The following is a 23,022-nucleotide window of genomic DNA, read 5'->3' on the forward strand; positions in this document are numbered from 1 at the left end:
CCGCTCAGAACAACAGGAGGAAGCATCATGAAACAACTGACTGTCGCATTGGTGGCGGCCTGCGCATCCGCAGGTGCCATGGCGCAGCAGGCCGGTGACAACGTGGCGACGGTGGGCTGGTTCCACATCATGCCGCAGGACTCCAGCAACAACCTGACCACCAGCGTGATCAATGCGCCGATCAATGATCCGCTGCGCTTGCCGGGCAGCTTTACGTCGCCCAACAGCGGGCTGCGCGTGAGCAACGCCAACACGCTCGGCCTGACGCTCACGCACTTCTTTACCGACAACATTGCGCTGACCACGATTGCCGGCGTGCCACCCGAGTTCAAGTTGACTGGGCATGGCGTGATCCGCGCGCCCGGGCCCGCAGGTGCACTCGGACACGTTGATCTGGACGATCCGTCCAATCAGCCGGCTGTGCGCAAGGCGCGCCAATGGAGCCCCGGGGTCATCCTGCAGTGGTACTTCGGGCATGCGCAATCGACGTTCCGTCCGTTCGTGGGTGTGGGCGTGGTCTACAGCTTCTTCACCAACATCGAGCTGAATCCGTACTTTGCGGCGGCGGTGAATCGCGAGCTGGGCAGCGTGCTGGCAGCGGGGGCGGGTAAGCCGGGGCCGACCTATGTCGAAGGGAAATCGTCCGCCTCGTGGGCGCCGATCTTCAACCTCGGGGCGAGCTACGCGATCAACAAGCAATGGGCCTTGACGGCAACGGTGTCGTACCTGCCGCTCAAGACCGAAGCGGCAACCGTCATCAAGGCGGCGGACGGTACCACGCTGGCTACCACCAAGACCACGCTCAAGGCCAATCCGATCATCACGTTCGTCGGGGTGTCGTACAAGTTTTAGCTGGGTGTCGGCTGTCTGCGCCTGGCTAATTGGCGCGGCGTGAATCGAGCGGGAACCGGTTTGCGCCGCATTCTTAAGGCGGTTTCTACCGTCAGTTCTAGTGAGGCAATAAATGAGCACACGTAAAGTCGTATCTCTTGCAGTTGCACTCGCACTTGCCACCGTAGCAGCCACACCCGCACTTGCCGTCACCGTTTCGCGTGTCGATGGTCAAGCCATGAACCCGAACGGCGAGCCGTTCTCGGTGACCGGTGCGACCACGTTGTCCAAGGGCTCCATCAGCGCCAATTGCACAGCGACCTTCACCGGGACGATCACGCCTACGGGCATCGTCAACATCACGTCCACATCGTTTACCGGCGGCGGGACGTGCGGCCTCATCTCGGGAACGACCCCGTGGACCGGCCAGGCCGACAGCGCCACCCAGCTGTCGATCAACAACGCAGGGGTCAGCGTGTTCCTGCTGGGTAACTGTGGCCCGAGCAAGGTCGTGACCACTTGGAACGATCCGAACTCGTCGCTCACGTTCACCAATGCACTGCTCACGCCGGACTGCACGGTGAGCGGCACGGTGGTATCGACGCCGAAGTTCCACGTGCAGTAAGCACGTTCCCGATTGACGGGCGGTTGCGCAGCCGCCGTCGATTGGTCTGAAGCATGGGCCCGGCATGTCGGGCCTTGTTTCTTTTCGCGGGCCGCTTTTCTGTCTGAGCAATACCCCTGTCGCCAATGGCGGCAACGCAATGTGCTGGGCGGTGGCATGATCCGGCTTTCGCCGCTGCACCGGGGCAGCGGTCTTTCCCAGGAGCCAAAACATGCGTTTGCTCACCTCTGCCGCCGTGGCCGCTGCGATGGCGGTGTCCGTCGGATTTGCCCACGCCCAAACCGCAGCATCAGCTGCAGCTGCCCCAGCGGTCAGCACCGCCGCTACGCAACAACGCACCCAGGTGCCCGGCTACTACCGCATGGCGCTGGGCGACGACGTTGTGACTGCCCTCTACGACGGCTATACTGATCTGCCCGCCAAAACTTTGCTTGGCCTGAATGCGCAATCGGTGCAGAGCCTGCTGGCGCGGATGTTCGTATCGAACACGCCGGGCATGCAGACGGCGGTGAACGGCTTCCTGATCGATACTGGAGCCAAGCGCATCCTCGTCGATACGGGTTCGGGCACCTGCTTTGGCCCGACGATGGGCGGCCTGGCTGGCAACGTTCGTGCGTCCGGTTACCAGCCCGAGCAGATTGACGCCGTGCTGCTGACGCACCTGCATCCGGACCACGCATGCGGCCTGTTGACGCCGCAAGGCCAACCGGCCTTTCCGAATGCGCAGGTGTATGTGGCCGCGCCAGAAGCCGGTTTTTGGTTGAGCGAAACGATTGCCGCTTCCAAACCGAGTGACATGCAGCCGTTCTTCAAAATGGCGCGCGACTCGGTCGCGCCGTATGCGGCCACGGGCAAGCTCAAGCAATTCAAGCCGGGCGACGAGGTGGTGCCGGGCGTGCGCTCGGTGGTCGCCAACGGGCATACGCCGGGGCACAGCGGTTACCTGTTTGCATCGAAGGGACACAGCCTGCTGGTGTGGGGCGATATCGTGCACAGCCACGCGGTTCAGTTCCAGCACCCCGAGGTCGCGTTCGAATACGACGTCGACAAGAAGGCCGCCGTTGCCTCGCGACGCAAGCTGTTTGTGGAAGCCGCGCGGGACAAGCTCTGGGTGGCCGGCGCACATCTGCCGTTCCCGGGCCTGGGGCATGTGCGCCGCGACGGCAACGCCTTCGCCTGGGTGCCGATCGAGTACGGCCCGCTGCGCACGGACCGCGCCGACTGATCCCCGATTGGTCCGTCAAGCGCCTGCCGGTCGCTTCATCTTGCAAGTGGTCGGCAGATCCAGGTCTTTGGCCGGGGTCGTGCTCTCGGTCTTGTGACCCCATTGGGTGCCGTCGTAGCCGACCTTGACGGTCTTTCCGTCTACCGGTGCGATTGTCGATACCACTTGCGGCAGCAGCAACTGGTGGTCGACCTTGCGCATCGTGACGTCGCCCAGGAAGCTCTGTTTCTGCATGCCTTCCAGTGCCAGCGCAATCTTCAGCGGATCGGTGGAATTGGCTTTGCGGATGGCGTCTGTTACGAGTTCGACCGACAACACGGTGCGCGGCGCGAAGTGCTCGCCGGCGGGCGTCTGGCGCACGCGGGCATCCATCTGCATCAGTTGCGCGTTGCCGTTGCCGGGCGTCCATTCCGCAACCCAGGTCACCTTGCCAATCTTGGCCTGCGACACGGCCAGCACGGTGCCCGGGGCGCCTGCGCCGCTGTGGTTCAGATAGCGCACGTCATAGCTCATGTCGCCCGCAGCCTTGATGAGCAGGTTCAGGTCTTGCCCCCAGTTGCCGGTGAGCAGCGTGTCAGCGCCCGTCGCCTTGGCCTTCGAGACGTAAGGTGCGAAGTCCTTCACCTTGCCAATCGGGTGCAGCGTCGCTCCGGTGAACTGCACGTCGGGTCGCGCGGCCGAGATCATCTGCTTGCCCAATGACGCCCACAGCCGGCCGTGTGCGTAGTCCTGGTTCAGCGAGTAGACCTTGCGGATATCGGGCTGCGTTTTTACAAAATTGGCCAGCGCGCGCATCTTCATCGCGGTGTTGGCCTCGGTGGCGAAATGCCAGAAGCTGCAATGCGCGCCGGTCAGGTCGGGATCGATCGACGCGTAGTTGATGATCAGCACGCGCTTGGTCGGATTGCGCTCGTTGTGCTTGGTGGCCGCATCCACCATGGCGGCCACCACGGACGAGCCCGAGCCGCCGGTGAAGACGATCTTCGCCCCAGCATCGATGGCGCTTTGCAGCGCCGACAGACTGTCTTGTGCCGACAGCTTATTGTCATAGGTCGACAGCTCGTAGCGGGCGCCGTTTAGCACGCCCTGCGGTTGTGCGTTGGCGTCGTCGATGCCGAGTTTCAGATTCGCCAGAAACTGCTCGCCCACATTCGAGAGCGGCCCGCTCAACTGATCAATGAACGCCACCTTGATGGGCGCTGAGTCTGCGGCGTGCGCCAGCGGTGCGAACAACAGCGCCCCGGCACAAGCCAACGCGGACAAGGGACGGGCAAAGCGAATCACTGCGGGCATGTCTCCTCCTTGTGTGTGTTCTCGTCTACCACGTGTCGATGAAGCGGCGCGTGGCTGGGTCGCGCGCGTGCCGCGGCTGCGCAGGCGGCGTTGATTGCAGCCCCCGCAACAACCAGCGGCGCGTATCGGCTGGGTCGATCACGGCGTCGATCTCGAGATAGCTGGCGATGTTGAGCGCGCGGCCTTCCTCGTAGGCGGCATCGACCATCTTGCGGAACAGCGCCTCGCGCTCGGCAAGGTCTTCCACCGCTTCCAGCTCTTTGCGATAACCCAGGCGGATGGCGCCTTCGATGCCCATGCCGCCAAACTCGCCGCTCGGCCACGATGCGGTGAAGAACGGCGCGTGGAAACCGCCCGCGGCCATGGCCATCGCCCCGAGGCCGTAGCCTTTGCGCAGCACGACGGTGAAGAAGGGCACGCGCAAGTTGCCCGCCGTCACGAACATGCGGCTGACGTGGCGCACGGTGGCGGTTTTCTCCGCTTCTGGCCCGACCATGAAACCCGGTGTGTCGCACAGCGAGACGATGGGCAGATCGAACGCGTTGCACAACTGCATGAAGCGTGACGCCTTATCCGCGGCCGCCGCATCGATGGCGCCGCCCAGGTGGCGCGGGTTGTTGGCGATGCAGCCGAAGGCGCGCCCTTCAATGCGGATCAGCGCGATGATGATGCCCACGCCAAAGGCCTGTCGCAGCTCCAGCACGGAACCTGTATCGGCCAGCGCATCGATCACGGCGCGCATGTCATAGCTACGCATGCGGTTTTCGGGAATCGCGTGGCGCAGGTGGCGCACGTCGCCGGCTTCCCACTTGGTGAGCGGACCCTGGAAATAGCTCAGATAGCGGCGCGCGACATCCACGGCTTCGGTCTCGTCGTCGACCAGGACATCGATCACGCCATTGGGCGCCTGCACGCTCACGGGGCCGACCTCTTCGGGCGCGTATACGCCAAGGCCGCCGCCTTCAATCATGGCCGGGCCGCCCATACCGATGGTCGCGTCGCGTGTGGCGATGATCACGTCAGCGCAGCCCAGCAGCGCGGCATTGCCCGCAAAGCAGCGGCCTGACACGATGCCAACGGTCGGCACCAGCCCAGAGAGGCGCGCAAAGTGAATGAAGGTCGGGCAGTCCAGGCCGCTGACGCCGCGCTTTTCAGTGTCGCCCGGCCGGCCGCCGCCGCCTTCGGCGAACAGCACAACGGGCAGCTTCCATTGCTGCGCCAACTCCAGCGCGCGGTCGGTCTTCTTGTGGTTGAAGGTGCCCTGCGTGCCGGCCAGCACGGTGTAGTCGTACGCGAGCACCATGCAGCGCGCATCCTGATCTGGGAAGTGCGTGCCGTTGACGGTGCCAATGCCGGTGATGATGCCGTCAGCCGGTGTCGAGCGAATCAAGTCATCGAGCGCGCGCCGTTGGCGTTGCGCCGCAATGGCCAGCGCGCCGTACTCGATGAATGAGCCAGCGTCGCACAGGTGGTCGATGTTCTCGCGCGCGGTGCGCTGGCCGGTCTTGCGGCGGCGGGCAACGGCGTCCGGGCGGTTTGCATCGAGGCCGAATGCATGGCGGTCGATGACGGCCTGCAGGTCGGGGCGAATATGGTCGAGGGCGATCTCGGTGTCGGCGGTTGCGTGGTCATGTTGCGCGTCGCTGGGCTGCAGCACGGCCAGCGGCTGGCCCTCGCGCACCGTTGCGCCCTCCTGAGCGCAGACCTGCAGCACGCGTCCGGCCGCGGGCGCGATGACGACGTGCTCCATCTTCATCGCTTCAATCACAGCGAGCACCTCGCCGCGTACGACCGTGGCACCGGCTTCTGCGTGGATCTGAATGAGCGCGCCATCCATTGGCGCGGTGAGGACTTCGGCGTCGTCAGGAAGCTCGTCGACGAATGCTGTTGCAGGCGTGACGTCAGTGGCTGCGATCGACGTGGCGTGCAGCGCGGGATGGGCTTCGCCATTGCCAGCGGCCAACTCGGCGAGCTTCGCATCGAGGAACTGCGTGTGCACGGCGTTGGCTTGCACGTCGGCATTGTGCAGCAGGTCTTGCAGCAGCCGCTTGTTGGTGGCCAGTCCTTCGATGCGGAACTCACACAGCGCGCGGTACGTCTGTGCCAGCGTCTGCGCATACGTGCCGTGCGGCGCGTGGACGATCAATTTGGCCAGCAGCGAATCAAAGCGCGGGTTCGGACGGTAGCCCGCATAACCGCAGGTGTCGACGCGCACGCCGGGGCCGTTGGGTGGTTCGAATGCGGTGAGCGTGCCGGTGGATGGATGCGGTTGTCCGGACGCATCGATGGTCTCTGCATTGATGCGCACTTGCACGGCATGGCCGCGCGGTGCGATTGGCCGAGCAAGCCCCAGGTCGGTGAGCGAGGCACCTTGCGCCAGGGCCAGTTGCGTCATCACCAAGTCAACGCCCGTCACCATTTCCGTGACGGTGTGCTCGACTTGCACGCGCGGGTTGGCTTCCATGAAGTAGAACGTGGCGTGCGGCGTGCCCGCGCCTTCCACGAGGAACTCGAACGTGCCGATGCCGCTGTAGCCCGCCGCTTTGGCGAGTGTGACGGCAGCGTCAGCGATGCGCGTGCGCAGGGCGTCGTCCAACGCGGGGCTGGGCGCGATCTCGATCAGCTTCTGGTGACGGCGTTGCAGGCTGCATTCACGCTCGCCGAGATGCATCACGTGGCCATGTGAGTCTGAAACGATCTGGATTTCGATATGGCGCGGCGCAGGCACCAGCGCTTCCACATAGACGTCTCCGCTGCCCGGTTGGCCACCACCCGCGGCGGTGGCTTCAGAGACGCAACGCGCATACGCGTCGGCAATCGCCTGCGCATCGTGCACCGCGCGCATACCGCGTCCGCCGCCGCCGGCCACGGCCTTGATCATCATGCCGTGCGAGGGCGGCAGCGCGGCGAAGAAGGCGCGCGCATCTTCAAGCGCGGTCGCGCCTTGCGTCCCGCTGACGATGGGAATGCCGGCCTCGTGCGCAAGTGCCCGCGCACGTGCCTTGTCGCCGAAGAGGTCGAGCACGCGCGGTGACGGTCCGATGAACTGCACTCCGGCCTGTGCGCACTGGCGGGCGAAGGCGGCGTTCTCGCTCAGGAAGCCATAGCCGGGATGAACGGCATCGGCGCCGACGGCGCGTGCAGCCGCGAGGATGGCTGCACCGTCGAGATAGGCGCGCGGGCCGGTGCCAGGCAAGGGCACGGCTTCATCGGCGCGTAGTGGGTGCAGCGCGTCGCAATCGTCTTCGGAATAGACGGCGACCGAGGGCAAGCCCATCGTGGCGGCCGCGCGGGCAATGCGGATGGCGATCTCGCCGCGATTGGCGATCAGCAGTTTGCGAAACGTCATGGAGCAGGCGTGGGTTAGAGCTGTTCAGCGAGTGGTGCAAGATCCTGCTTGCGCACCTTGCCGGTGGCCGTGAGCGGCAGCGTGTCGACGATGCGCACGACGGGCACCTTGTAGATAGCCATGTTCTCGCGACACCAATTGGTAAGGGCGGCGTCATCCAATGTGCCGACGGCCTCGGGCCGCAGCATCACGAAGGCGACGGGAAGCTGGCCGCGTTGTTCGTCGGCGCGGCCCACGACGGCAGAACCGAGGATGGCCGGATGCTTGCCGAGCATGGCTTCGATCTCCGCCGGGAAGACGCTCATGCCGTTGACCTTGAGCATCTCCTTGCGGCGGCCGAGATAGTGGACGTAACCCTGTTCGTCGATGCAGCCGATGTCGCCGGTGTGGAACCAGCCGTTGCGCAGGGTTTGCGCCGTGGCGTCGGGCTTGTTCCAGTAGCCTTTGAGCAGCGTCGGTGTGCGCACGCAGAGTTCGCCTTCGGCGCCGATCGGCATCAGTTCGTGCGTGTCGAAATCGCAGATCTTGAAATCGGTGCCCGGCACCGGCAACCCGACGAAAATCGGTTGCGATCGCAGGTCGAAATCGTCGTCCTGCATGCCGACCGTGAAGCTGTTGCAGGTCTGCGTTTCTGTCATGCCCCAGGCGCTCTCGGCCATCATCGAGCCGGTCAGTTCGCGCCATGCACGGCGGTACTCGGGGTTCAGCTTTTTCACGAACGACGACACGCCCGTATGCCGCAGCGAACGTAAGTCATACGCATGCACACGAGGATGCGCCATCACCTCGGCCGCGCTGTCGACAAGCATCGAGCCGTTGGTCACGCAGTAGCGCTGCACGCCAGCCATGAAGGCCTCCGCATCCCAGCGAGCGAGCAGCACAAGCGGCACGCCAAGGAAGGCTGGGAAGATCAGCCCGGTGTTTTCGCCGGCAATCCAGAACTGCGGATAGAAGCTGAGCATGACGGTGTCGGCATCCGCGCGCAGCGATACGGCCGAGAACGCGGCAGCCATGTCCACCATGTCACCCTGCGAGTGGATGCAGCCCTTGGGCAGCCCCGTCGTGCCGCCGGTGTAGTTGAGCGCAGCAACCGCATCAAGCGAACCAGGCGGGAGAGGGATCGGCGTGGTCTGAGCCAATGCGGGCAACAAGTCGATTGCATCGCCGCAGGTCAGCGGCGGCTCGGTCAGCATTGCCGGGAGCGGCAGCGTCGGCTGTGCGGGGAGCACGTCTGCGTAACGGGTGACGAAGAGGTGCTCGATCGATGTTTCGGCGCGCACGTCACGCACCAGCGGCATGAGGCGATCCAGCGTGACGATGGCCCGCGGTGTGGCGTCGCTCAGCGCATGCATCAACTCCGCTCGCTGCGATAGCGGGCTGATCGGCACATACACGGCGCCCAGCTTGAGAATGCCGAAGAACACCACATTGAATTGCGGGCAGTTGGACAGGAATACCGCAACGCGGTCGCCCGCGCCAATGCCGTGTTGCGTGAGCAGCGCGGCGAAACGGTCGGAGAGATCGTCAAGCTGGGCGAACGTCGTGTCGTGCCCGTAAAAGTGGATGGCCGGCTTGTCTGGCGTGGTGCGCGCCCAGTGCCGCAGATAGTCTGTGAGGGCAGCGCGCCCGATCGGGTAATGCGGCTCGCGGGGGGTATCGACCGGCCATGCGCGCGCCCAGAGCGCGCGAACGCGGCCGAGATACTCGGACTCGTCCATCGACAAAGCTTGTCTCCGTTGGATTGTGCAGTGCGTGCGCACGGCGGCGCCGCACTATCTATACTGGAAAGTAATTTTTTATACCAACGGGTAAGAATATAGAAAGCGTTCTTTGATGCGTCAAGCATTTGAGCGCGATGATGTCGCCAAGATGCGCGTATGCCACGGCGCATACGCGGGCGACATGCGAAAATATGCGCCATGTCCACCGTCCGCAAATCCGCCGTTTCCGACGTGCAACCGTCTGCTGAAACCGAGGCGCCCGAAGCCCCCGGCGTCGCACCGCCGGCCACGCGCCCGCACATCGCCGAGCGGCAGGAGGCCCGCCGCCGGCAGATTCTCGACACAGCCGCGCAGCTCTTCTTCACCAAAGGCTATGCCGGCATGACGATGAGCGACCTGTGCAACGCGCTGGGCGTGACCAAACCGGCGGTGTACTACTACTTCACCGACAAGTACGAGATTTTCGACATTCTGTGCCGCGAGGCCGCGCAGGACTGTCTGTCGGCGATCCGGGAAACGGCCGATCAGGCCCTACCCGTGCGGGAGCGCCTGCAGGCGTGTCTGCTGGAAATGGCTCGCCGTTGCATCGACTGCCACTACGCCGCAGCACTGACGTATCGCGATCGGCAATACCTGCGCCCCGAAACGGTGGAATGGCTGCACGGCATGTCGCGGGCGTATTACCGCGATCTCTATGCGCTGCTCGATGAGGGCAAGCGCGCCGGCGTGTTCGACTTTGGCGATGCGCGCGTCGCCGCGCACTCGATGGGCGGTGTGATGGGCTTCATGTACACGTGGCACGATCCATCGCGCATTGACGCCGGCGTGCTGGCGCACGAGTTGTCGAGCGCCATGATGAAGATCATTCTGCCGGCCGCCCCAAGCCCAGCAACTAAACCCGCGTCCTGAGCGCCGCGCCAGCAGTTGCGCTCGGCAAGACGGGGAGGCGGAAGATCTCCGGCGTCATCAGGTCGATGCCGCAATCGAGCGTTTCCACCCAATCGATGAACCGCTTGACCATGGCTGGCCCGCGAAACGGCTGGCCGTGCTGCGGCACGATCCATTCGATGTCCAGCCCGCGCACCATCTGCGCCCATAGCCGGCACACCCGGTTGCCGCTCATGTAGCGGCGGTGGAAGGGCGCCATCAGCGGCAGGTGCGCGTCAAAATCTTCCACGGGCTTGGCGGCCACGTTGGCGTGCACCATCGACGCCCCCAGATCGCCCGAGAACAGGATGCGCGATACCGGATCGTAGAACTGGAAGTTGCCCTCGGAATGCAGGAAATGCGCCGGCACCGCCAGCAGATGTGATTGCCCCAGCGGAATCGCCATGCCCGTATCCGGGATCGGCACGATGCGGCCCTCGGTTTTGCCGACCGTGCAGAAATGCGGCAGAAAACGCTCCCACACGCGCGAGATCAGGATGTCGCAGCTCGAGCTCGTCAGCCACCGTCCCGCCGAGGCGACGATATCTGGGTCTGCATGCGAGGCCAGCACGTAGTCGAGCTGCTTGGGCGAAAAGTACCGGTTCATCGCCAAAAACAGCGCGTTGTAGGTCATCTGACCCCCTGGGTCGATCAGCGCGCCGTGGCCGTGATCGACGATCAGGAATTGGTTTGTCTGCACCGGCAGGTCGTCGTGATCGTCGACCAGGTCGGAAAACATCAGGCAGACATGCTCGGGCGTTTCATAGAGCGTCGTGACCATGGGAGAGGGCGGGCGCGGTTGGAATGCTCCGATGGTCGCGCAGGGCGTGGCCGCCACACTTGATCCGTGTCAAGGCCGGTGTGACGCCGGCATTGGCCTGGGTGGCCGATCATCCGGCCCCGGCTGGGTCTCACGTGATAAACTCTTGATCTTTAACGCTTTGCGCGAGCCGCACGCGGGTTTTCCGCTTGGGTCTGGCGCGCCGCCATGCCAACCGGCATGCCGCATCTCCCCCTATGAATACTGCAACGATGTCTGAAGCGTCAGAAGCGCCGGCCAATGAATCGGTGACATTCGACAGCTTCGGCCTGCATCCGGACGTCCTCCGCGCGCTGACCGAAAGCGGTTACACCAAGCCCACGCCCATCCAGGCTGCCGCCATCCCGGTGGTGACTGCCGGCTGCGACGTCATGGGCGCCGCACAAACCGGCACCGGCAAGACCGCCGGTTTCTCGCTGCCGATCATCCACAACCTGCTGCCCGACGCCAATACGAGCGCATCGCCTGCGCGCCACCCGGTGCGAGCGCTGATCCTCACGCCCACGCGCGAGCTGGCCGACCAGGTGTACGACAACGTTGCCAAGTACGCGAAGTACACGGCGCTGCGCAGCGCGGTCGTTTTCGGCGGTGTCGACATGAACCCGCAGACGGAGCAACTGCGCCGCGGCGTGGAAATCCTCGTTGCCACGCCGGGCCGTCTGCTCGATCACGTGCAGCAGCGCAGCGTGAACCTGTCGCAGGTGCGCATGCTGGTGCTGGACGAAGCCGACCGCATGCTCGACATGGGCTTCCTGCCCGACCTGCAGCGCATCATCAATCTGCTGCCGGCGCACCGCCAGACGCTGCTGTTCTCGGCCACGTTCTCGCCCGAGATCAAGAAGCTGGCCGCCAGCTACCTGCGTCATCCGCAAACCATTGAAGTGGCGCGCAGCAACGCCACTGCAGAAAACGTCCGCCAGGTCATCTACACCGTGCCGGACAACCACAAGCAGGCCGCGCTCGTGCACCTGCTGCGTCAGCGCGCAGAGCAAGGCCTGCCACGCCAGTGCATCGTGTTCTCCAACAGCAAGATCGGCTGCTCGCGCCTGGCGCGAGCCCTGGAGCGCGAAGGCATCAACGCCAACGCCATCCACGGCGACAAGACGCAGACCGAGCGCATGCAAACGCTCGAAGCGTTCAAGCAAGGTACCGTGGATGTGCTGGTCGCCACCGACGTGGCGGCGCGCGGTCTCGACATCTCGCAGATGCCGTGCGTGATCAACTTCGACCTGCCGTTCAACGCAGAAGACTACGTGCACCGTATCGGCCGCACGGGTCGTGCAGGCGCCTCCGGTGACGCTCTGTCGCTGTTCGCCCCGGGCGATGAGCGTTTCCTGGCCGACATCGAAAAGCTGATTAAGCGCAATTTGCCGCGCGAACAACTAGCCGATTTCGATCCGACCGGTGAACAGGCTCGTGACCGTGAACGCCGCGAGCGCGACGAAAAGCGTGCCCGCAGCGAAGTCCGCCGCTCCCGCGAGCGTGAAGACCGCAACGGTGCCCGCGTGTTGGATCACACGATCGTGCGCCCGCCTTTCCGCCCATCGGACGACCCGTTCTTCAATCGCCCGTACGAATCGTCTCTGCCAGCGGAATCGGCAGAAACTGCCAAGCCAGCGCAAGCGACCGGGCATCCGCGTACCGCCAAGCGCCCGATCGCGGCGCTGCTCGGTGGCGTGCCGCGCAAGCGTTAAGTCAGTCGACTGAAAACGGCGGCGCTCCTGCCGCCAGGGTCAATTGCCTCAGGCCGTTTGTGCCAGGCGATTGGCCCATGCCGGGACGGCGTCTCGGTAAAACCCCTCTACATCCCCCGCACGAATCTCCAGCCCCAGGTGCTGCGCCGCTTCTGTTAGCGCGGCCAGCGGTTGACTGCGGTTGATGGCGCGCGCGCCCGTCTGCTTGCTGAGTTTCTCGCCGTCGGCGTTCACCACCACGGGCACGTGCAGGTAGCGCAACGCCGGCAGCCCGAGCAAGCGCTGCAGGTAGATCTGGCGCGGCGTCGAGTCGAGCAGGTCGGCGCCGCGCACGACGTCCGTGATGCCTTGGGTGGCATCGTCCACCACCACCGCAATCTGGTACGCCCACATGCCGTCGGCGCGCTTGAGCACGAAGTCGCCTACGGCTTCAGCCAGGTTCTGGCATTGCGTGCCCTGCCAGCGGTCGTTGAAGCAGATGGTAGCGGCGTCGGCATCCGGCACCCGCACGCGCCAAGCGCGCGGCGGGCGGCCGTGGAGCCCGTTGCGGCACGTGCCGGGATAGATCAGGGTCTGGTGACGCACGTGCCCATTGGCGTCAATGCTGGTGACGGAATCCGCAATCTCGCGGCGCGTGCAGCCGCACGGGTAGAGGCTCCCGATTGCTTGCAGTTGCTCGAGCGCCTGTTCAAAGCGTGACAGGTGCGCGCTTTGCCACTGTGGGACCTCGTCGGGAATGAGCCCGAGTGTATCCAGTGTGGCGAGGATGTCGCGGTCGGCGCCGGGCACGTTGCGCTGAAAATCGATGTCTTCAATGCGCACGAGCCACGTGCCGCCGTGTACGCGTGCATCCAGCCAGCTTGCCAGCGCGGTGACCAGCGAGCCGATATGCAACGGCCCCGTGGGCGATGGCGCAAAGCGGCCGCGGTATTGGCCGCGCGACGACGTGGTGGATTCCGGAAAATCGAGATTGGCTTGGGACAACGCAACGCTCCAGGCGCAGAAGTCGATGGCGCTATTGTGCGCGATTTGTCCGTACGAGGCGCCTACTGCATCATCAGGGCCTGCCCCAGGCGCGGGTCTTCCAGCTTGTCGACCCACCATTGCAGCGCCTTGCCGCGCATGTTGTTGCGCCAGGCAACCTGAAACGTGCCGGCACGCTTGTCTTCGGTGGTTTCCTTGGCGATCAGTACGCCGGAATCCAGATACGGTTGCGCCAGCGGCACCGGCAACCAGCCGCAGCCCAGGCCACGAATCTGCGCCTGCACCTTGTCAGCCATGGACGGCACCACCAGCGTGTCCTGTCCGGCCATCACGCCGATGGTGCGTGCGGGCAGATTGCGTGACGTATCTCCCACGGCAACGATGCGATGCCGGGTGATGGCGGTTGCAGGCAAAGGCTCCTCCATGTGCGCCAGCGGATGATGTGCCGCCACCGCAAACACAAAGGGAATGTTGCCCACCGTGCGTGTCTGAATGCCCTGTACCTGCATCACCTGCGCCGGCCCGATCAGCAGATCCGCGCGGCCTGAGAGCAGTGCGTCCCACGTGCCGGCCAGAACCTCACGGCTGAAGCGCAGTCGCGTGGCGGTGTTCTCCGCGTAGAAATCCTGGATGACTGGCATAAGTGCGCGAAAGTGCACGAGATCGTCGACTACGATGGTCAGTGTGGCTTCCCACCCGGTGGCGAGGCGTTTGACGCGGCGCGCGAGTTCGTCGGCGGCCTGCAGCAGGTGACGGCCTTCGTCGAGCAATGCGCGGCCAGCGGGCGTGAGTTCCGCCCGATGGCGGCGGCGGTCAAACAGCAGGACATCGAGATCGTCTTCCAGCTTGCGCACCACATATGTCAGCGCCGACGGCACTTTGCCCAGTTCGTGCGCGGCGGCGGCAAAGCTGCCCTTGCGTTCGATCGCGTCCAGCACTTCCAGAGATTCCAGCGATAGCGCCATGTTCAGAATTTTTGATGTATTGAGTCAAAGCCATACCGCGAAACTATAGACAATCTGCGTACCATTCACACATCGACGCAGTAATTTGGATAGGAGATTCATCAAAATGATTGAAATCCGCCCCTCTCAAGATCGCGGTTACGCAGATCACGGCTGGCTCAAGTCGTATCACAGCTTCTCGTTTGCCGATTACATGGACCCGGAACACGTTCAGTTCGGGCCGTTGCGCGTCATCAATGAAGACCGCGTCGCCGCCGGTATGGGCTTTGGCACCCACGGCCACCGCGACATGGAAATCATCAGCTACGTGCTGGATGGTGAACTGGCGCACAAGGACAGCATGGGCAACGGCAGCGTGCTGCGCCCGGGCGACGTGCAACGCATGACGGCTGGGACAGGCGTGCGTCACTCCGAGTTCAACCACGCGCAGGATCAGACCACGCATTTCCTGCAGATCTGGGTGCTTCCCGCGCAGTTGAACCTCACGCCGGGCTACGAAGAACGCCATTTCGACGAGGCTGCCAAGCGCGGCAAGCTCGCCCTGATCGCGAGCACCGATGGTCGTGACGGTTCGGTGAAGGTGCATCAGGACATGGTGCTCTACGCCGGCAAGTTTGATGGCGCAGAAACTGCGTCCTTGCCCATTGCCGAAGGCCGCCGTGCTTACGTGCACGTGGTTCGCGGCAAGGTGAGCATCAACGGTCGCACGCTGGTTGGCGGCGACGCAGCCAAGCTGACGCAAGAAGAGGCCGTGACGCTCTCTGGCGGCGAAGACAGCGAAGTGCTGGTGTTCGATCTGCCGTAATGTTCGTGGCGCACGCTGTGTGCGCCATTTTTCTTTTCCGTTGTCCCCCGCGATACCCAACCCCAAGAGGATTCCCATGGCACGAGTTGCAGTCGTTTATCACAGCGGTTATGGCCACACCAAGAAGCAGGCAGAGGCCGTGTTTGCAGGCGTGCAAGGCGCCGGCGCCGAAGCGCACCTGATTTCGGTCACAGACGTCAACGACGACACGTGGGCGCTGCTGGCCGGCGTCGATACGATCGTCTTTGGCGCGCCGACCTACATGGGCGGCGTTTCGGGCGACTTCAAGAAGTTTGCCGATGCATCGTCCAAGGCATGGTTCACGGGCGCGTGGAAGGACAAGATCGCTGCGGGGTTCACGAATTCCGCATCGATGAATGGAGACAAGTACGCGTCGATCCAGTACCTGTGGACGCTGTCGCAGCAGCACGGAATGATCTGGGTCGGCACGGGCATGATGCCGGCCAACAGCAAGGCCGCCACGCGCAACGACGTGAATTACCTGGCGGGCTTTGGCGGCGCGCTGGCGCAATCGCCGTCTGATGCGAGCCCTGAAGAGGGGCCGTTGCCGGGCGACCTGGAAACCGCCAAGCTGTTCGGTGAGCGCATTGTTGCCATCACCAATCAGTTCGTGCGCGGCCGTCAGTAAGGCGGATCGCTCAAAGAAAAACGCCGGCATGTCCGGCGTTTTTTTGTGCGCTGTTAAGGGTCAGAAGCGCGTGCCAGCGCCGCAGAACACGCCGCGGTTGGAGCCACCCTCGCAGCTCGTTGCGCAGCCGGCCAATGCTGCCAGGCACACCGTGCTGATGAAGAGGAGGGCGGCGAAGCGCTTCATGCAGCGGCCCGCGTTTGGCTGCCCGCGCAATGCGGGCAGCGCTGGCCGGGGATGTAGTCGGCGGATTGCTGTTCTTCCGGCGTCACCACGGCGCGGCAGGCGAAGCATTGTTTCGGCCCTGCTGGCAGCAGCTCAGCATTGAGAGCCGTGCGGTGGTCGAACACGAAGCAGTCGCCGTCGTAATGGGCGCCGCCCACTTCCTCGAAATACTTGAGGATGCCGCCTTCGAGCTGATACACGCGCTCGACGCCGATCTCCTGCATGTGGATTGCCGCCTTTTCGCACCGGATGCCGCCGGTGCAGAAGGACACGACCGTCTTGCCGGCAAAGTCGTCTTTGTGCGCGGCAATGGCGGGCGGGAATTCGGTGAATTTCTTGAGGTTGTATTCGACGACGTTTTTGAATGTGCCGACGGCAACTTCATAGTCATTGCGCGTGTCGAGCATCACCACTGGGCGGCCCTCGTCGTCGTGGCCCTGGTCGAGCCAGCGCTTGAGATCGGGCGGCGCAACCGACGGCGCGCGGCCGTCTTCCGGGCGGATCAGCGGGTGGCGCATGGTGATGATTTCTTTCTTCATGCGCACCAGCAAGCGGCGGAACGGCTGGTGGTCGGACAGGCTTTCCTTCGGTGCCAGGTCAGCAAAACGGGCGTCGGCGCGCAGCCAGCCGACGATGCCGTCAATGGCTTCACGCGAGCCGGCCAGAAAGATGTTGATGCCCTCGGGCGCCAGTAGAACGGTGCCCCTCAGCTCGCGCGCCTGGCATTCGGCCAGCAGGGCGGCGCGCAAGGTCTCGCGGTCATCGAGGGTGACGAATTTGTAAGCGGAAATATTGACGATCTGCATGTGCTGCCGCGCCATTTTTTGGCGCTTTGGGTAACCCGTTGATTCGTAAGCCGAAATTATAGCCGCCCGAGCAGCCGCGCGGGGTTGTCGATGATCAACCGGACACGCCCCGAATGCTTTACGGAAGATGTCACCCGGTACAATACGCGGATGAATTCGCCGCGCTTCGTCCACCTCCGCCTCCACTCCGAATACTCCGTCGTCGATGGCAACGTCCGTCTGGACGATGCCGTCAAGGCCGCAGCCAAAGACGGCATGGGCGCCTTGGCGCTGACCGATCTCGCCAATGCCTTCGGGCTGGTGCGCTTCTACAAGGAGGCGCGCGGCAAGGGCGTCAAGCCTATCGTCGGCGCCGACGTGTGGATCACCAATCACGATGAGCGCGACAAACCGGCACGCCTTCTGTTGTTGGTCCGTGACAAGCAGGGTTACCTGAACCTGTGCCAGTTGCTGGCCCGTGCTTGGCTCTCCAACCAACATCGCGGCCGCGCGGAAATCGCCCCCGAATGGTTCGACGAGCCGGGCGTGGAAAATGCCCCATTGGCCACGGGCCTGCTGGCGCTCTCAGGCGCCATGGGCGGCGATATTGGCATGGCGCTGGCCAACGGAAACGAGGCGCTGGCGCGCAAGCTGGCGACGAACTGGTCGCGCGTGTTTCCGGGCGCCTTCTACATCGAACTGCAACGCGCCGGGCAGACTGGTACCGAGGCCTACATCCAGCAAGCCGTGAAGCTCGCATCGGCCATGCAGTTGCCGGTGGTTGCCACGCATCCGGTGCAGTTCATGACCCCGGACGATTTCACGGCCCACGAAGCGCGCACCTGTATTGCGGAGGGCGAACTGCTCGCCAATCCGCGCCGTGCCCGTCGTTTCACGACCGAACAGTATTTCAAGACGCAGGACGAGATGTGCGCGCTGTTTGCCGACATCCCGTCCGCGCTGGCCAACGCAGTGCAGATCGCGCAGCGCTGCAACCTCAAGCTGGAACTAGGCAAGCCCAAGCTGCCGCTGTTCCCGACGCCCGATGGCATGTCGCTGGATGACTATCTCGTCCAGCTTGCCAAGGAAGGGCTGGAAAAGCGCATGGAAGTGCTGTTCCCCGACGAGGCCGTGCGCGAATCCAAACGCGCCGAGTATTACGCTCGCCTGGAATTCGAGACCGGCACCATCATCAAGATGGGCTTCCCGGGCTATTTCCTGATCGTTGCGGACTTCATCAACTGGGCCAAGAACAATGGCGTGCCGGTGGGGCCGGGCCGGGGTTCCGGTGCCGGTTCGCTGGTGGCATACGCGCTGGGCATTACCGATCTGGATCCGCTCAAATACAACCTGCTGTTCGAGCGTTTCCTGAACCCGGAACGTGTGTCGATGCCCGACTTCGACATCGACTTCTGCCAGCACGGCCGCGACCGCGTCATCCAGTACGTGAAGGAAAAATACGGCAAGGACGCCGTCTCGCAGATCGCCACCTTTGGCACCATGGCCGCCAAGGCCGCGGTGCGTGACGTGGGCCGCGTGCTCGATCTCGGCTACAACTTCGTTGACGGCGTGGCCAAGCTGATCCCGTTCAAGCCGGGCAAGCTCGTCACACTGGAAGAAGCCAAGAAGGAAGAGCCGCTGCTGGCCGAGCGCGAAGCCAACGAAGAAGAGGTCAAGCAGCTCCTGGAACTCGCACAGCGCGTGGAAGGCATGACGCGTAACGTCGGCATGCACGCGGGCGGTGTGCTGATCGCCCCGGGCAAGCTGACCGACTTCTGCCCGCTCTACACGCAAGGCGGCGAAGATGCGGGCGTCGTCAGTCAGTACGACAAGGACGACGTGGAAGCCGTCGGCCTGGTCAAGTTCGACTTCTTGGGCTTGACCACGCTCACGATCCTCGACTGGGCCGAGCGCTACATCCGCATGCTCGATCCGTCCAAGGCAGATTGGAACTGCAGCCACATTCCGCTGACGGACAAGAAGGCGTTCGACATCCTGAAGTCGGCCAACACGGTGGCTGTGTTCCAGCTGGAAAGCCGCGGCATGCAGGGCATGCTGAAGGACGCCAAACCTGACCGCTTTGAGGACATCATCGCCCTGGTGGCGTTGTATCGCCCAGGCCCGATGGACCTGATTCCGAGCTTCTGCGCGCGTAAGCACGGCCGCGAGAAGGTCGAGTACCCCGACCCGCGCGTTGAGCCGGTGCTCAAGGAGACCTACGGCATCATGGTCTACCAGGAGCAGGTGATGCAGATGGCGCAGATCGTGGGCGGTTACTCGCTCGGCGGCGCTGACTTGCTGCGCCGAGCGATGGGTAAGAAGAAGGCCGAAGAAATGGCCGAGCACCGCGCGCTGTTCCGCGCGGGGGCGGCCAAGGACGGGCTCTCCACCGAAAAGGCCGATGAAATCTTCGACCTGATGGAGAAGTTCGCGGGCTACGGCTTCAACAAGTCGCACGCGGCTGCCTATGCGCTGCTGGCGTACTACACGGCTTGGCTCAAGGCGCATCACCCGGCCGAATTCATGGCAGCCAACATGTCGCTCGCCATGGACGACACCGACAAGGTGAAGATCCTCTACGACGATGCCCGAGGCAAGAACGGACTGACCGTGCTGCCGCCGGATATCAACGCGAGCCAGTATCGCTTTGCGCCGACCGACGCCAAGACCATCCGCTACGGCTTGGGCGGCGTGAAGGGCAGCGGTCAGGGTGCGATCGAAGACATCCTGCGGGCACGCGAAGATGGCCCGTTCAAGGACTTGTTCGACTTCTGCGAGCGTGTTGACCGGCGCCAGGTCAATCGCCGCACGATCGAAGCGCTGGTGCGTGCCGGCGCCTTCGACAGCCTCCACGATAACCGCGCACAGCTGCTCGCCTCGATCGGCCTGGCCATGGAAGCCGCCGAGCAGAAGGCAGCGGCCGCCAACCAGGTGTCGCTGTTCGATTTGATGAGCGGCGACGATGCCGAGCAGCATCGCCCCGAACTGGTCGACGAGCCGGCGTGGTCGACCAAGCGCAAGCTGCAGGAAGAAAAGCAGGCGCTGGGTTTCTACCTTTCCGGCCACCTGTTCGATGAATGCCGTGACGAGGTGCGCCGCTTTGCGCGTACGACGCTGGCCGATCTGGCCCGCGAAGTGACCGACAAGGGCAATGGCGGCGGCTACGGCAACCGCGATGCGCGTAACAAGACGGTGGCAGGCGTGATCGTCGGCCAGCGCACACAGATGACGCAGCGCGGCAAGATGCTGATCGTCATGCTCGACGACGGCTCTGCCAGCGAAGCCACCGAAGTGACGGTCTTCAACGAAGTGTTTGAAGCCAATCGCGCGCTGTTCAAGGAAGACGAAGTGCTGATCGTGCAGGGCAGTGCCCGGCACGACATGTTCACTGGCGGCGTGCGCGTGACAGCCGAATCTGTCATGGACATGACCCAGGCGCGTGCCAAGTTTGCGCGGGCGATTCGTTTGTCGATGAATGGCGATTCAACTGCGGCCAAGCTGCGCGACTTGCTCTCGCCGCATGTCGCGGCGGATGGCAATGGCGTCTCGGTGCGCATCAGCTACGTCTGCGAACAGGCCCGCTGCGAAGCGGTGCTCGGCGACGCTTGGCGCATCGTGCCGAGCGAAGCGGCAATCGCCGCACTGCGTCAGGCGCTGGACGCCGAGAACGTGGCAACGGTGTACGAGTAGTTCGAAGATGGCGCGGGGGGCGTCATCGCCGGGCGCCGGCTCGGCACGACTGCAGTCTCAATACGATTATTACTAGAGCATCCATGAACGTCGGAATCTCGTGCAACGCGCTGGGCTACAGCGGCGGCAGCGAGCGCTACGCGATGGACCTGGTGCGCGGCTTGCATGAGCGCGACATCCGTCCCGTGTTCTTCGCCAAGATGGTGGACAAGGCGCTTCCCGAATATCGCCAGGTCAAGGCCGTTGCATTGCCCACACGCAAGCTGCCAGGCAAATTGAACGACCACGCGTTCGGCTGGCTGGTGCGCTATCTGGCCAAGCGTGAGCACATCGATCTGATGATCGGCTGCAACCGTACAGGGGCATCGGATATCGCCATTTGCGGTGGCACGCACGTCGGCTATCTCAAGAGCTTTTCCAAAGAGGCTGCCTTCTGGGACCGCCAGCAGATCGCGCTGGAACGCCGGGACTACGTACGCTCGCATGTTGTCGTTGCACACTCGAGGTTGATGGCGCAGGAGGTGCTCGACTATTACGACATTCCGGCGGCCAAGGTGAAGACGGTGTACCCGCCGGTGAGCGAGACGAAGTTCTCGCCGGTGGACGAGACCGAGCGTCAGCGCCTGCGCGATGAGCTGGGCTTTGCGAAGGATCGCATCACGTTTGTGTTCCCGTCGTCGAGCCACAAGCGCAAGGGCTATCCGCTGCTTGAGGCGTTCTTCTCCAAGACGGATTTGCCGGTGCAACTGGCGGTGATCGGGCGGCCGGTGTCTTCGTCCTCGCCCAACATCCGCTACCTGGGATACCGCAAGGACATCGAGAATGTCTACCGCGCAGCGGACTACACGATCCTGGCTTCGCACTACGAGCCGTTCGGGCTGATCGGGGTGGAGTCCGTGCTGTGCGGCACACCTGCCGTACTGGCAGCCAATATCGCCTGCACCGAGGTGATCTCGGAAGAAGGTGCGCCCACCTTCGATCTGAACGATCCAGCCACGCTGGCGCGCACGATCGAGGCGGCTGTCGCCCGTGCGCAGGCTGGCCAGGCGCGCCTGGCGAATCCGCGTGAACACCTGCGCTATGACCCGAGCATCGCTGCGCACATCGATGCGCTCCTGGCGCTTGCCCCTGGCGCGGGGACATTGCGATGAGCGGTTTGATGCAACGTGGCCGGACGCTGATATCCAGTGCGCCGGCGGCTCTGGCCGTGTTTGGAATCGCCATCCTCCCGGCCTTCATGCTGTCGCTGCGCGGCGCAGCGTTCCTGTCGTTCCTGCTGCTACTGGTTGCGGCGTTCTGGTCGATGCTGGCCGCGCCTGCAGAAATCATGAACCGACTGCGAGCGATGTGGCGCGAACATCGCTGGCTGATTCTGGCAATGGCCGCCATGCCGACTGCGATGCTGATCAGTGCGCAGCTGAACCCGGCCGCGCCGCGCACTGTGCCGTTTGCCTATGGCCGGCTCTGGCTGTTCGGATTGGCGCTGTTTGCGTTGCTGCAACTGCGTCCTAAACAGTTGGAGAGTGTGCAGTGGGGCTGCGTTGCAGGGGCCCTCGGTTCGGCGGTGTGGTCGTATTTTGAGTTGCGAGCGGGAAGAACCGGCACTGTAGGCGCGTTTTCCAACGCCATTCCGTTCGGCAACTTATCGTTGTTGATGGGATTGTTCTCACTGATATCGATCGGTTGGGCGAAAAATGACGGTTGGCCTCTGATTGGACTGCGTCTGGCAGCGGGAGGCGCTGGGCTCTATGCGTCGTACCTGTCCCAGGCGCGCGGTGGATGGATTGCAATCCCCGTACTACTGCTGATCGCCGTGGCGACGCTACGGCATGTGAGCTGGAAGAAGCGAGCGACTGCCTTGCTGGTGTTCTTCGCGCTGTTGGCGGCGATATGCGTGTCGTCGAGTATGGTGCGAACCCGCTTTGATCAGGCGATGGGGGACATTCATGCCTATCAGGCTGGTCAGACCAACACCTCGGTCGGCATCCGCTTCCAACTCTGGAAAGCGGCTACGCTGATGTTGACGCGCCATCCAATAGCCGGGGTGGGAAGAGGCCAATTCGAGCCCGCTCTCAAGGCGATCCACGCGGAGGGCTTGATTACACAGGAAGCGACTGCCTTCGAGCATGCCCACAACGAGTTTCTATACAATGGCGCCACGCTTGGCGTGCTGGGCATCGGCGCATTGTTGGCGCTGTATCTGGTGCCTGCCGCGTACTTCGTGCGCGCCGCCTTGTGCGACGATCGCATCCTACGCACCACGGGGGCGATGGGCCTCACGTTATGTGTCGGCTTCGTACTGTTCGGGCTGACCGAGGTGATGCTGATCATCGCGCAGACGGTTGTGTTCTACAGCGTGATGGTGGCCGTATTCACCGCGCATATTCATCGGCGCCGGCAGCAGCTTGGCGCCGCTCCTGTTCTCTGAGATCGC

18 protein-coding genes are annotated in these 23,022 nt (G+C 63.7%); 10 read left to right on the forward strand and 8 right to left on the reverse strand.

Going from position 1 to position 23,022, the window contains the following annotated elements; all coding sequences use genetic code 11:
* Window positions 1–27: 27 nt before the first annotated feature.
* From M1D44_RS04005 to M1D44_RS04015, 3 genes are all read left to right on the forward strand, one after another.
* Window positions 28–852: an OmpW/AlkL family protein gene (locus M1D44_RS04005; protein WP_024975165.1), complete on the forward strand. Its 825-nt coding sequence runs from the start codon at window positions 28–30 to the stop codon at window positions 850–852.
* A gap of 112 nt (window positions 853–964) precedes the next feature.
* Entirely contained in the window at window positions 965–1,456 is a 492-nt protein-coding gene (locus tag M1D44_RS04010; RefSeq protein ID WP_024975166.1) for a hypothetical protein, read from the forward strand.
* Between the two features lie 211 nt (window positions 1,457–1,667).
* Window positions 1,668–2,681, forward strand: coding sequence for an MBL fold metallo-hydrolase (locus M1D44_RS04015; protein WP_112184083.1), 1,014 nt, complete (start codon window positions 1,668–1,670; stop codon window positions 2,679–2,681).
* A 15-nt stretch (window positions 2,682–2,696) separates the two neighbouring features.
* Here M1D44_RS04015 and M1D44_RS04020 read toward each other — a convergent pair whose 3' ends face one another.
* From M1D44_RS04020 to M1D44_RS04030, 3 genes are read right to left on the reverse strand one after another with little or no spacing between them, the layout of a single operon-like run.
* A complete protein-coding gene (locus M1D44_RS04020; RefSeq protein WP_316853166.1) occupies window positions 2,697–3,974 on the reverse strand; it encodes a branched-chain amino acid ABC transporter substrate-binding protein in 1,278 nt (425 codons plus the stop codon).
* A 25-nt stretch (window positions 3,975–3,999) separates the two neighbouring features.
* Window positions 4,000–7,323 (reverse strand): acetyl-CoA carboxylase family protein, encoded by a 3,324-nt coding sequence (locus tag M1D44_RS04025; protein ID WP_316853167.1) that lies wholly within the window; start codon window positions 7,321–7,323, stop codon window positions 4,000–4,002.
* Window positions 7,324–7,337: 14 nt separating this feature from the next.
* A complete protein-coding gene (locus tag M1D44_RS04030; protein WP_316853168.1) occupies window positions 7,338–9,041 on the reverse strand; it encodes an AMP-binding protein in 1,704 nt (567 codons plus the stop codon).
* Between the two features lie 201 nt (window positions 9,042–9,242).
* On the opposite strand from M1D44_RS04030, the gene M1D44_RS04035 reads away from it, so the two are divergent.
* Entirely contained in the window at window positions 9,243–9,953 is a 711-nt protein-coding gene (locus tag M1D44_RS04035; RefSeq protein ID WP_316853169.1) for a TetR/AcrR family transcriptional regulator, read from the forward strand.
* Here M1D44_RS04035 and M1D44_RS04040 read toward each other — a convergent pair.
* On the reverse strand, window positions 9,937–10,752 hold the full coding sequence (locus tag M1D44_RS04040; RefSeq protein WP_316853170.1) for an oxygen-binding di-iron domain-containing protein: 816 nt from the start codon (window positions 10,750–10,752) through the stop codon (window positions 9,937–9,939). The genes M1D44_RS04035 and M1D44_RS04040 overlap by 17 nt on opposite strands.
* A 251-nt stretch (window positions 10,753–11,003) precedes the next feature.
* Between M1D44_RS04040 and M1D44_RS04045 the strand changes: the two genes are divergently transcribed.
* Entirely contained in the window at window positions 11,004–12,485 is a 1,482-nt protein-coding gene (locus M1D44_RS04045) for a DEAD/DEAH box helicase (protein ID WP_428984650.1), read from the forward strand.
* A 48-nt stretch (window positions 12,486–12,533) separates the two neighbouring features.
* On the opposite strand, the gene gluQRS is transcribed toward M1D44_RS04045, so the two are convergent.
* Window positions 12,534–13,469, reverse strand: coding sequence for a tRNA glutamyl-Q(34) synthetase GluQRS (gluQRS, locus tag M1D44_RS04050; RefSeq protein WP_024975174.1), 936 nt, complete (start codon window positions 13,467–13,469; stop codon window positions 12,534–12,536).
* Between the two features lie 62 nt (window positions 13,470–13,531).
* Window positions 13,532–14,434: a LysR family transcriptional regulator gene (locus tag M1D44_RS04055; protein WP_024975175.1), complete on the reverse strand. Its 903-nt coding sequence runs from the start codon at window positions 14,432–14,434 to the stop codon at window positions 13,532–13,534.
* Window positions 14,435–14,540: 106 nt separating this feature from the next.
* Here M1D44_RS04055 and M1D44_RS04060 point away from each other — a divergent pair, with 106 nt between their 5' ends.
* Window positions 14,541–15,239 carry a pirin family protein gene (locus M1D44_RS04060; RefSeq protein ID WP_024975176.1) on the forward strand — a complete coding sequence of 233 codons (699 nt, stop codon included), beginning with the start codon at window positions 14,541–14,543 and terminating at the stop codon, window positions 15,237–15,239.
* 76 nt (window positions 15,240–15,315) lie between these two features.
* Window positions 15,316–15,888, forward strand: coding sequence for a flavodoxin family protein (locus M1D44_RS04065; RefSeq protein ID WP_004631035.1), 573 nt, complete (start codon window positions 15,316–15,318; stop codon window positions 15,886–15,888).
* A gap of 60 nt (window positions 15,889–15,948) precedes the next feature.
* On the opposite strand, the gene M1D44_RS04070 is transcribed toward M1D44_RS04065, so the two are convergent.
* Window positions 15,949–16,074, reverse strand: coding sequence for a hypothetical protein (locus M1D44_RS04070; RefSeq protein WP_268747321.1), 126 nt, complete (start codon window positions 16,072–16,074; stop codon window positions 15,949–15,951).
* Complete coding sequence (locus M1D44_RS04075) at window positions 16,071–16,919, reverse strand: sulfurtransferase (RefSeq protein WP_024975177.1); 849 nt, start codon at window positions 16,917–16,919, stop codon at window positions 16,071–16,073. Before M1D44_RS04075 ends, M1D44_RS04070 begins: the two co-directional genes overlap by 4 nt.
* A gap of 150 nt (window positions 16,920–17,069) precedes the next feature.
* On the opposite strand from M1D44_RS04075, the gene dnaE reads away from it, so the two are divergent.
* The 3 genes from dnaE (at window position 17,070) to M1D44_RS04090 (ending at window position 23,016) form a co-directional block, all read left to right on the forward strand.
* A complete protein-coding gene (gene dnaE, locus M1D44_RS04080) occupies window positions 17,070–20,588 on the forward strand; it encodes a DNA polymerase III subunit alpha (RefSeq protein WP_316684032.1) in 3,519 nt (1,172 codons plus the stop codon).
* 83 nt (window positions 20,589–20,671) lie between these two features.
* Window positions 20,672–21,739 (forward strand): glycosyltransferase family 4 protein, encoded by a 1,068-nt coding sequence (locus tag M1D44_RS04085; protein WP_024975179.1) that lies wholly within the window; start codon window positions 20,672–20,674, stop codon window positions 21,737–21,739.
* Window positions 21,736–23,016, forward strand: a complete 1,281-nt coding sequence (locus tag M1D44_RS04090; protein WP_024975180.1) for an O-antigen ligase family protein — start codon at window positions 21,736–21,738, stop codon at window positions 23,014–23,016. The genes M1D44_RS04085 and M1D44_RS04090 overlap by 4 nt, the downstream gene beginning before the upstream one ends.
* Window positions 23,017–23,022 lie beyond the last annotated feature (6 nt).

The organism is Ralstonia sp. SA306, assembly GCF_054792405.1.

Coding starts and splice junctions, on each gene's coding strand:
- M1D44_RS04055 (WP_024975175.1), bottom strand. CDS start 14,434: ATGGCGCTATCGCTGGAATCTCTGGAAGTGCTGGACGCGATCGAACGC.
- M1D44_RS04090 (WP_024975180.1), top strand. CDS start 21,736: ATGAGCGGTTTGATGCAACGTGGCCGGACGCTGATATCCAGTGCGCCG.
- M1D44_RS04010 (WP_024975166.1), top strand. CDS start 965: ATGAGCACACGTAAAGTCGTATCTCTTGCAGTTGCACTCGCACTTGCC.
- dnaE (WP_316684032.1), top strand. CDS start 17,070: ATGAATTCGCCGCGCTTCGTCCACCTCCGCCTCCACTCCGAATACTCC.
- M1D44_RS04025 (WP_316853167.1), bottom strand. CDS start 7,323: ATGACGTTTCGCAAACTGCTGATCGCCAATCGCGGCGAGATCGCCATC.
- M1D44_RS04005 (WP_024975165.1), top strand. CDS start 28: ATGAAACAACTGACTGTCGCATTGGTGGCGGCCTGCGCATCCGCAGGT.
- M1D44_RS04020 (WP_316853166.1), bottom strand. CDS start 3,974: ATGCCCGCAGTGATTCGCTTTGCCCGTCCCTTGTCCGCGTTGGCTTGT.
- M1D44_RS04060 (WP_024975176.1), top strand. CDS start 14,541: ATGATTGAAATCCGCCCCTCTCAAGATCGCGGTTACGCAGATCACGGC.
- M1D44_RS04045 (WP_428984650.1), top strand. CDS start 11,004: ATGTCTGAAGCGTCAGAAGCGCCGGCCAATGAATCGGTGACATTCGAC.
- M1D44_RS04085 (WP_024975179.1), top strand. CDS start 20,672: ATGAACGTCGGAATCTCGTGCAACGCGCTGGGCTACAGCGGCGGCAGC.
- M1D44_RS04040 (WP_316853170.1), bottom strand. CDS start 10,752: ATGGTCACGACGCTCTATGAAACGCCCGAGCATGTCTGCCTGATGTTT.
- M1D44_RS04070 (WP_268747321.1), bottom strand. CDS start 16,074: ATGAAGCGCTTCGCCGCCCTCCTCTTCATCAGCACGGTGTGCCTGGCA.
- M1D44_RS04075 (WP_024975177.1), bottom strand. CDS start 16,919: ATGCAGATCGTCAATATTTCCGCTTACAAATTCGTCACCCTCGATGAC.
- M1D44_RS04030 (WP_316853168.1), bottom strand. CDS start 9,041: ATGGACGAGTCCGAGTATCTCGGCCGCGTTCGCGCGCTCTGGGCGCGC.
- M1D44_RS04015 (WP_112184083.1), top strand. CDS start 1,668: ATGCGTTTGCTCACCTCTGCCGCCGTGGCCGCTGCGATGGCGGTGTCC.
- M1D44_RS04065 (WP_004631035.1), top strand. CDS start 15,316: ATGGCACGAGTTGCAGTCGTTTATCACAGCGGTTATGGCCACACCAAG.
- M1D44_RS04035 (WP_316853169.1), top strand. CDS start 9,243: ATGTCCACCGTCCGCAAATCCGCCGTTTCCGACGTGCAACCGTCTGCT.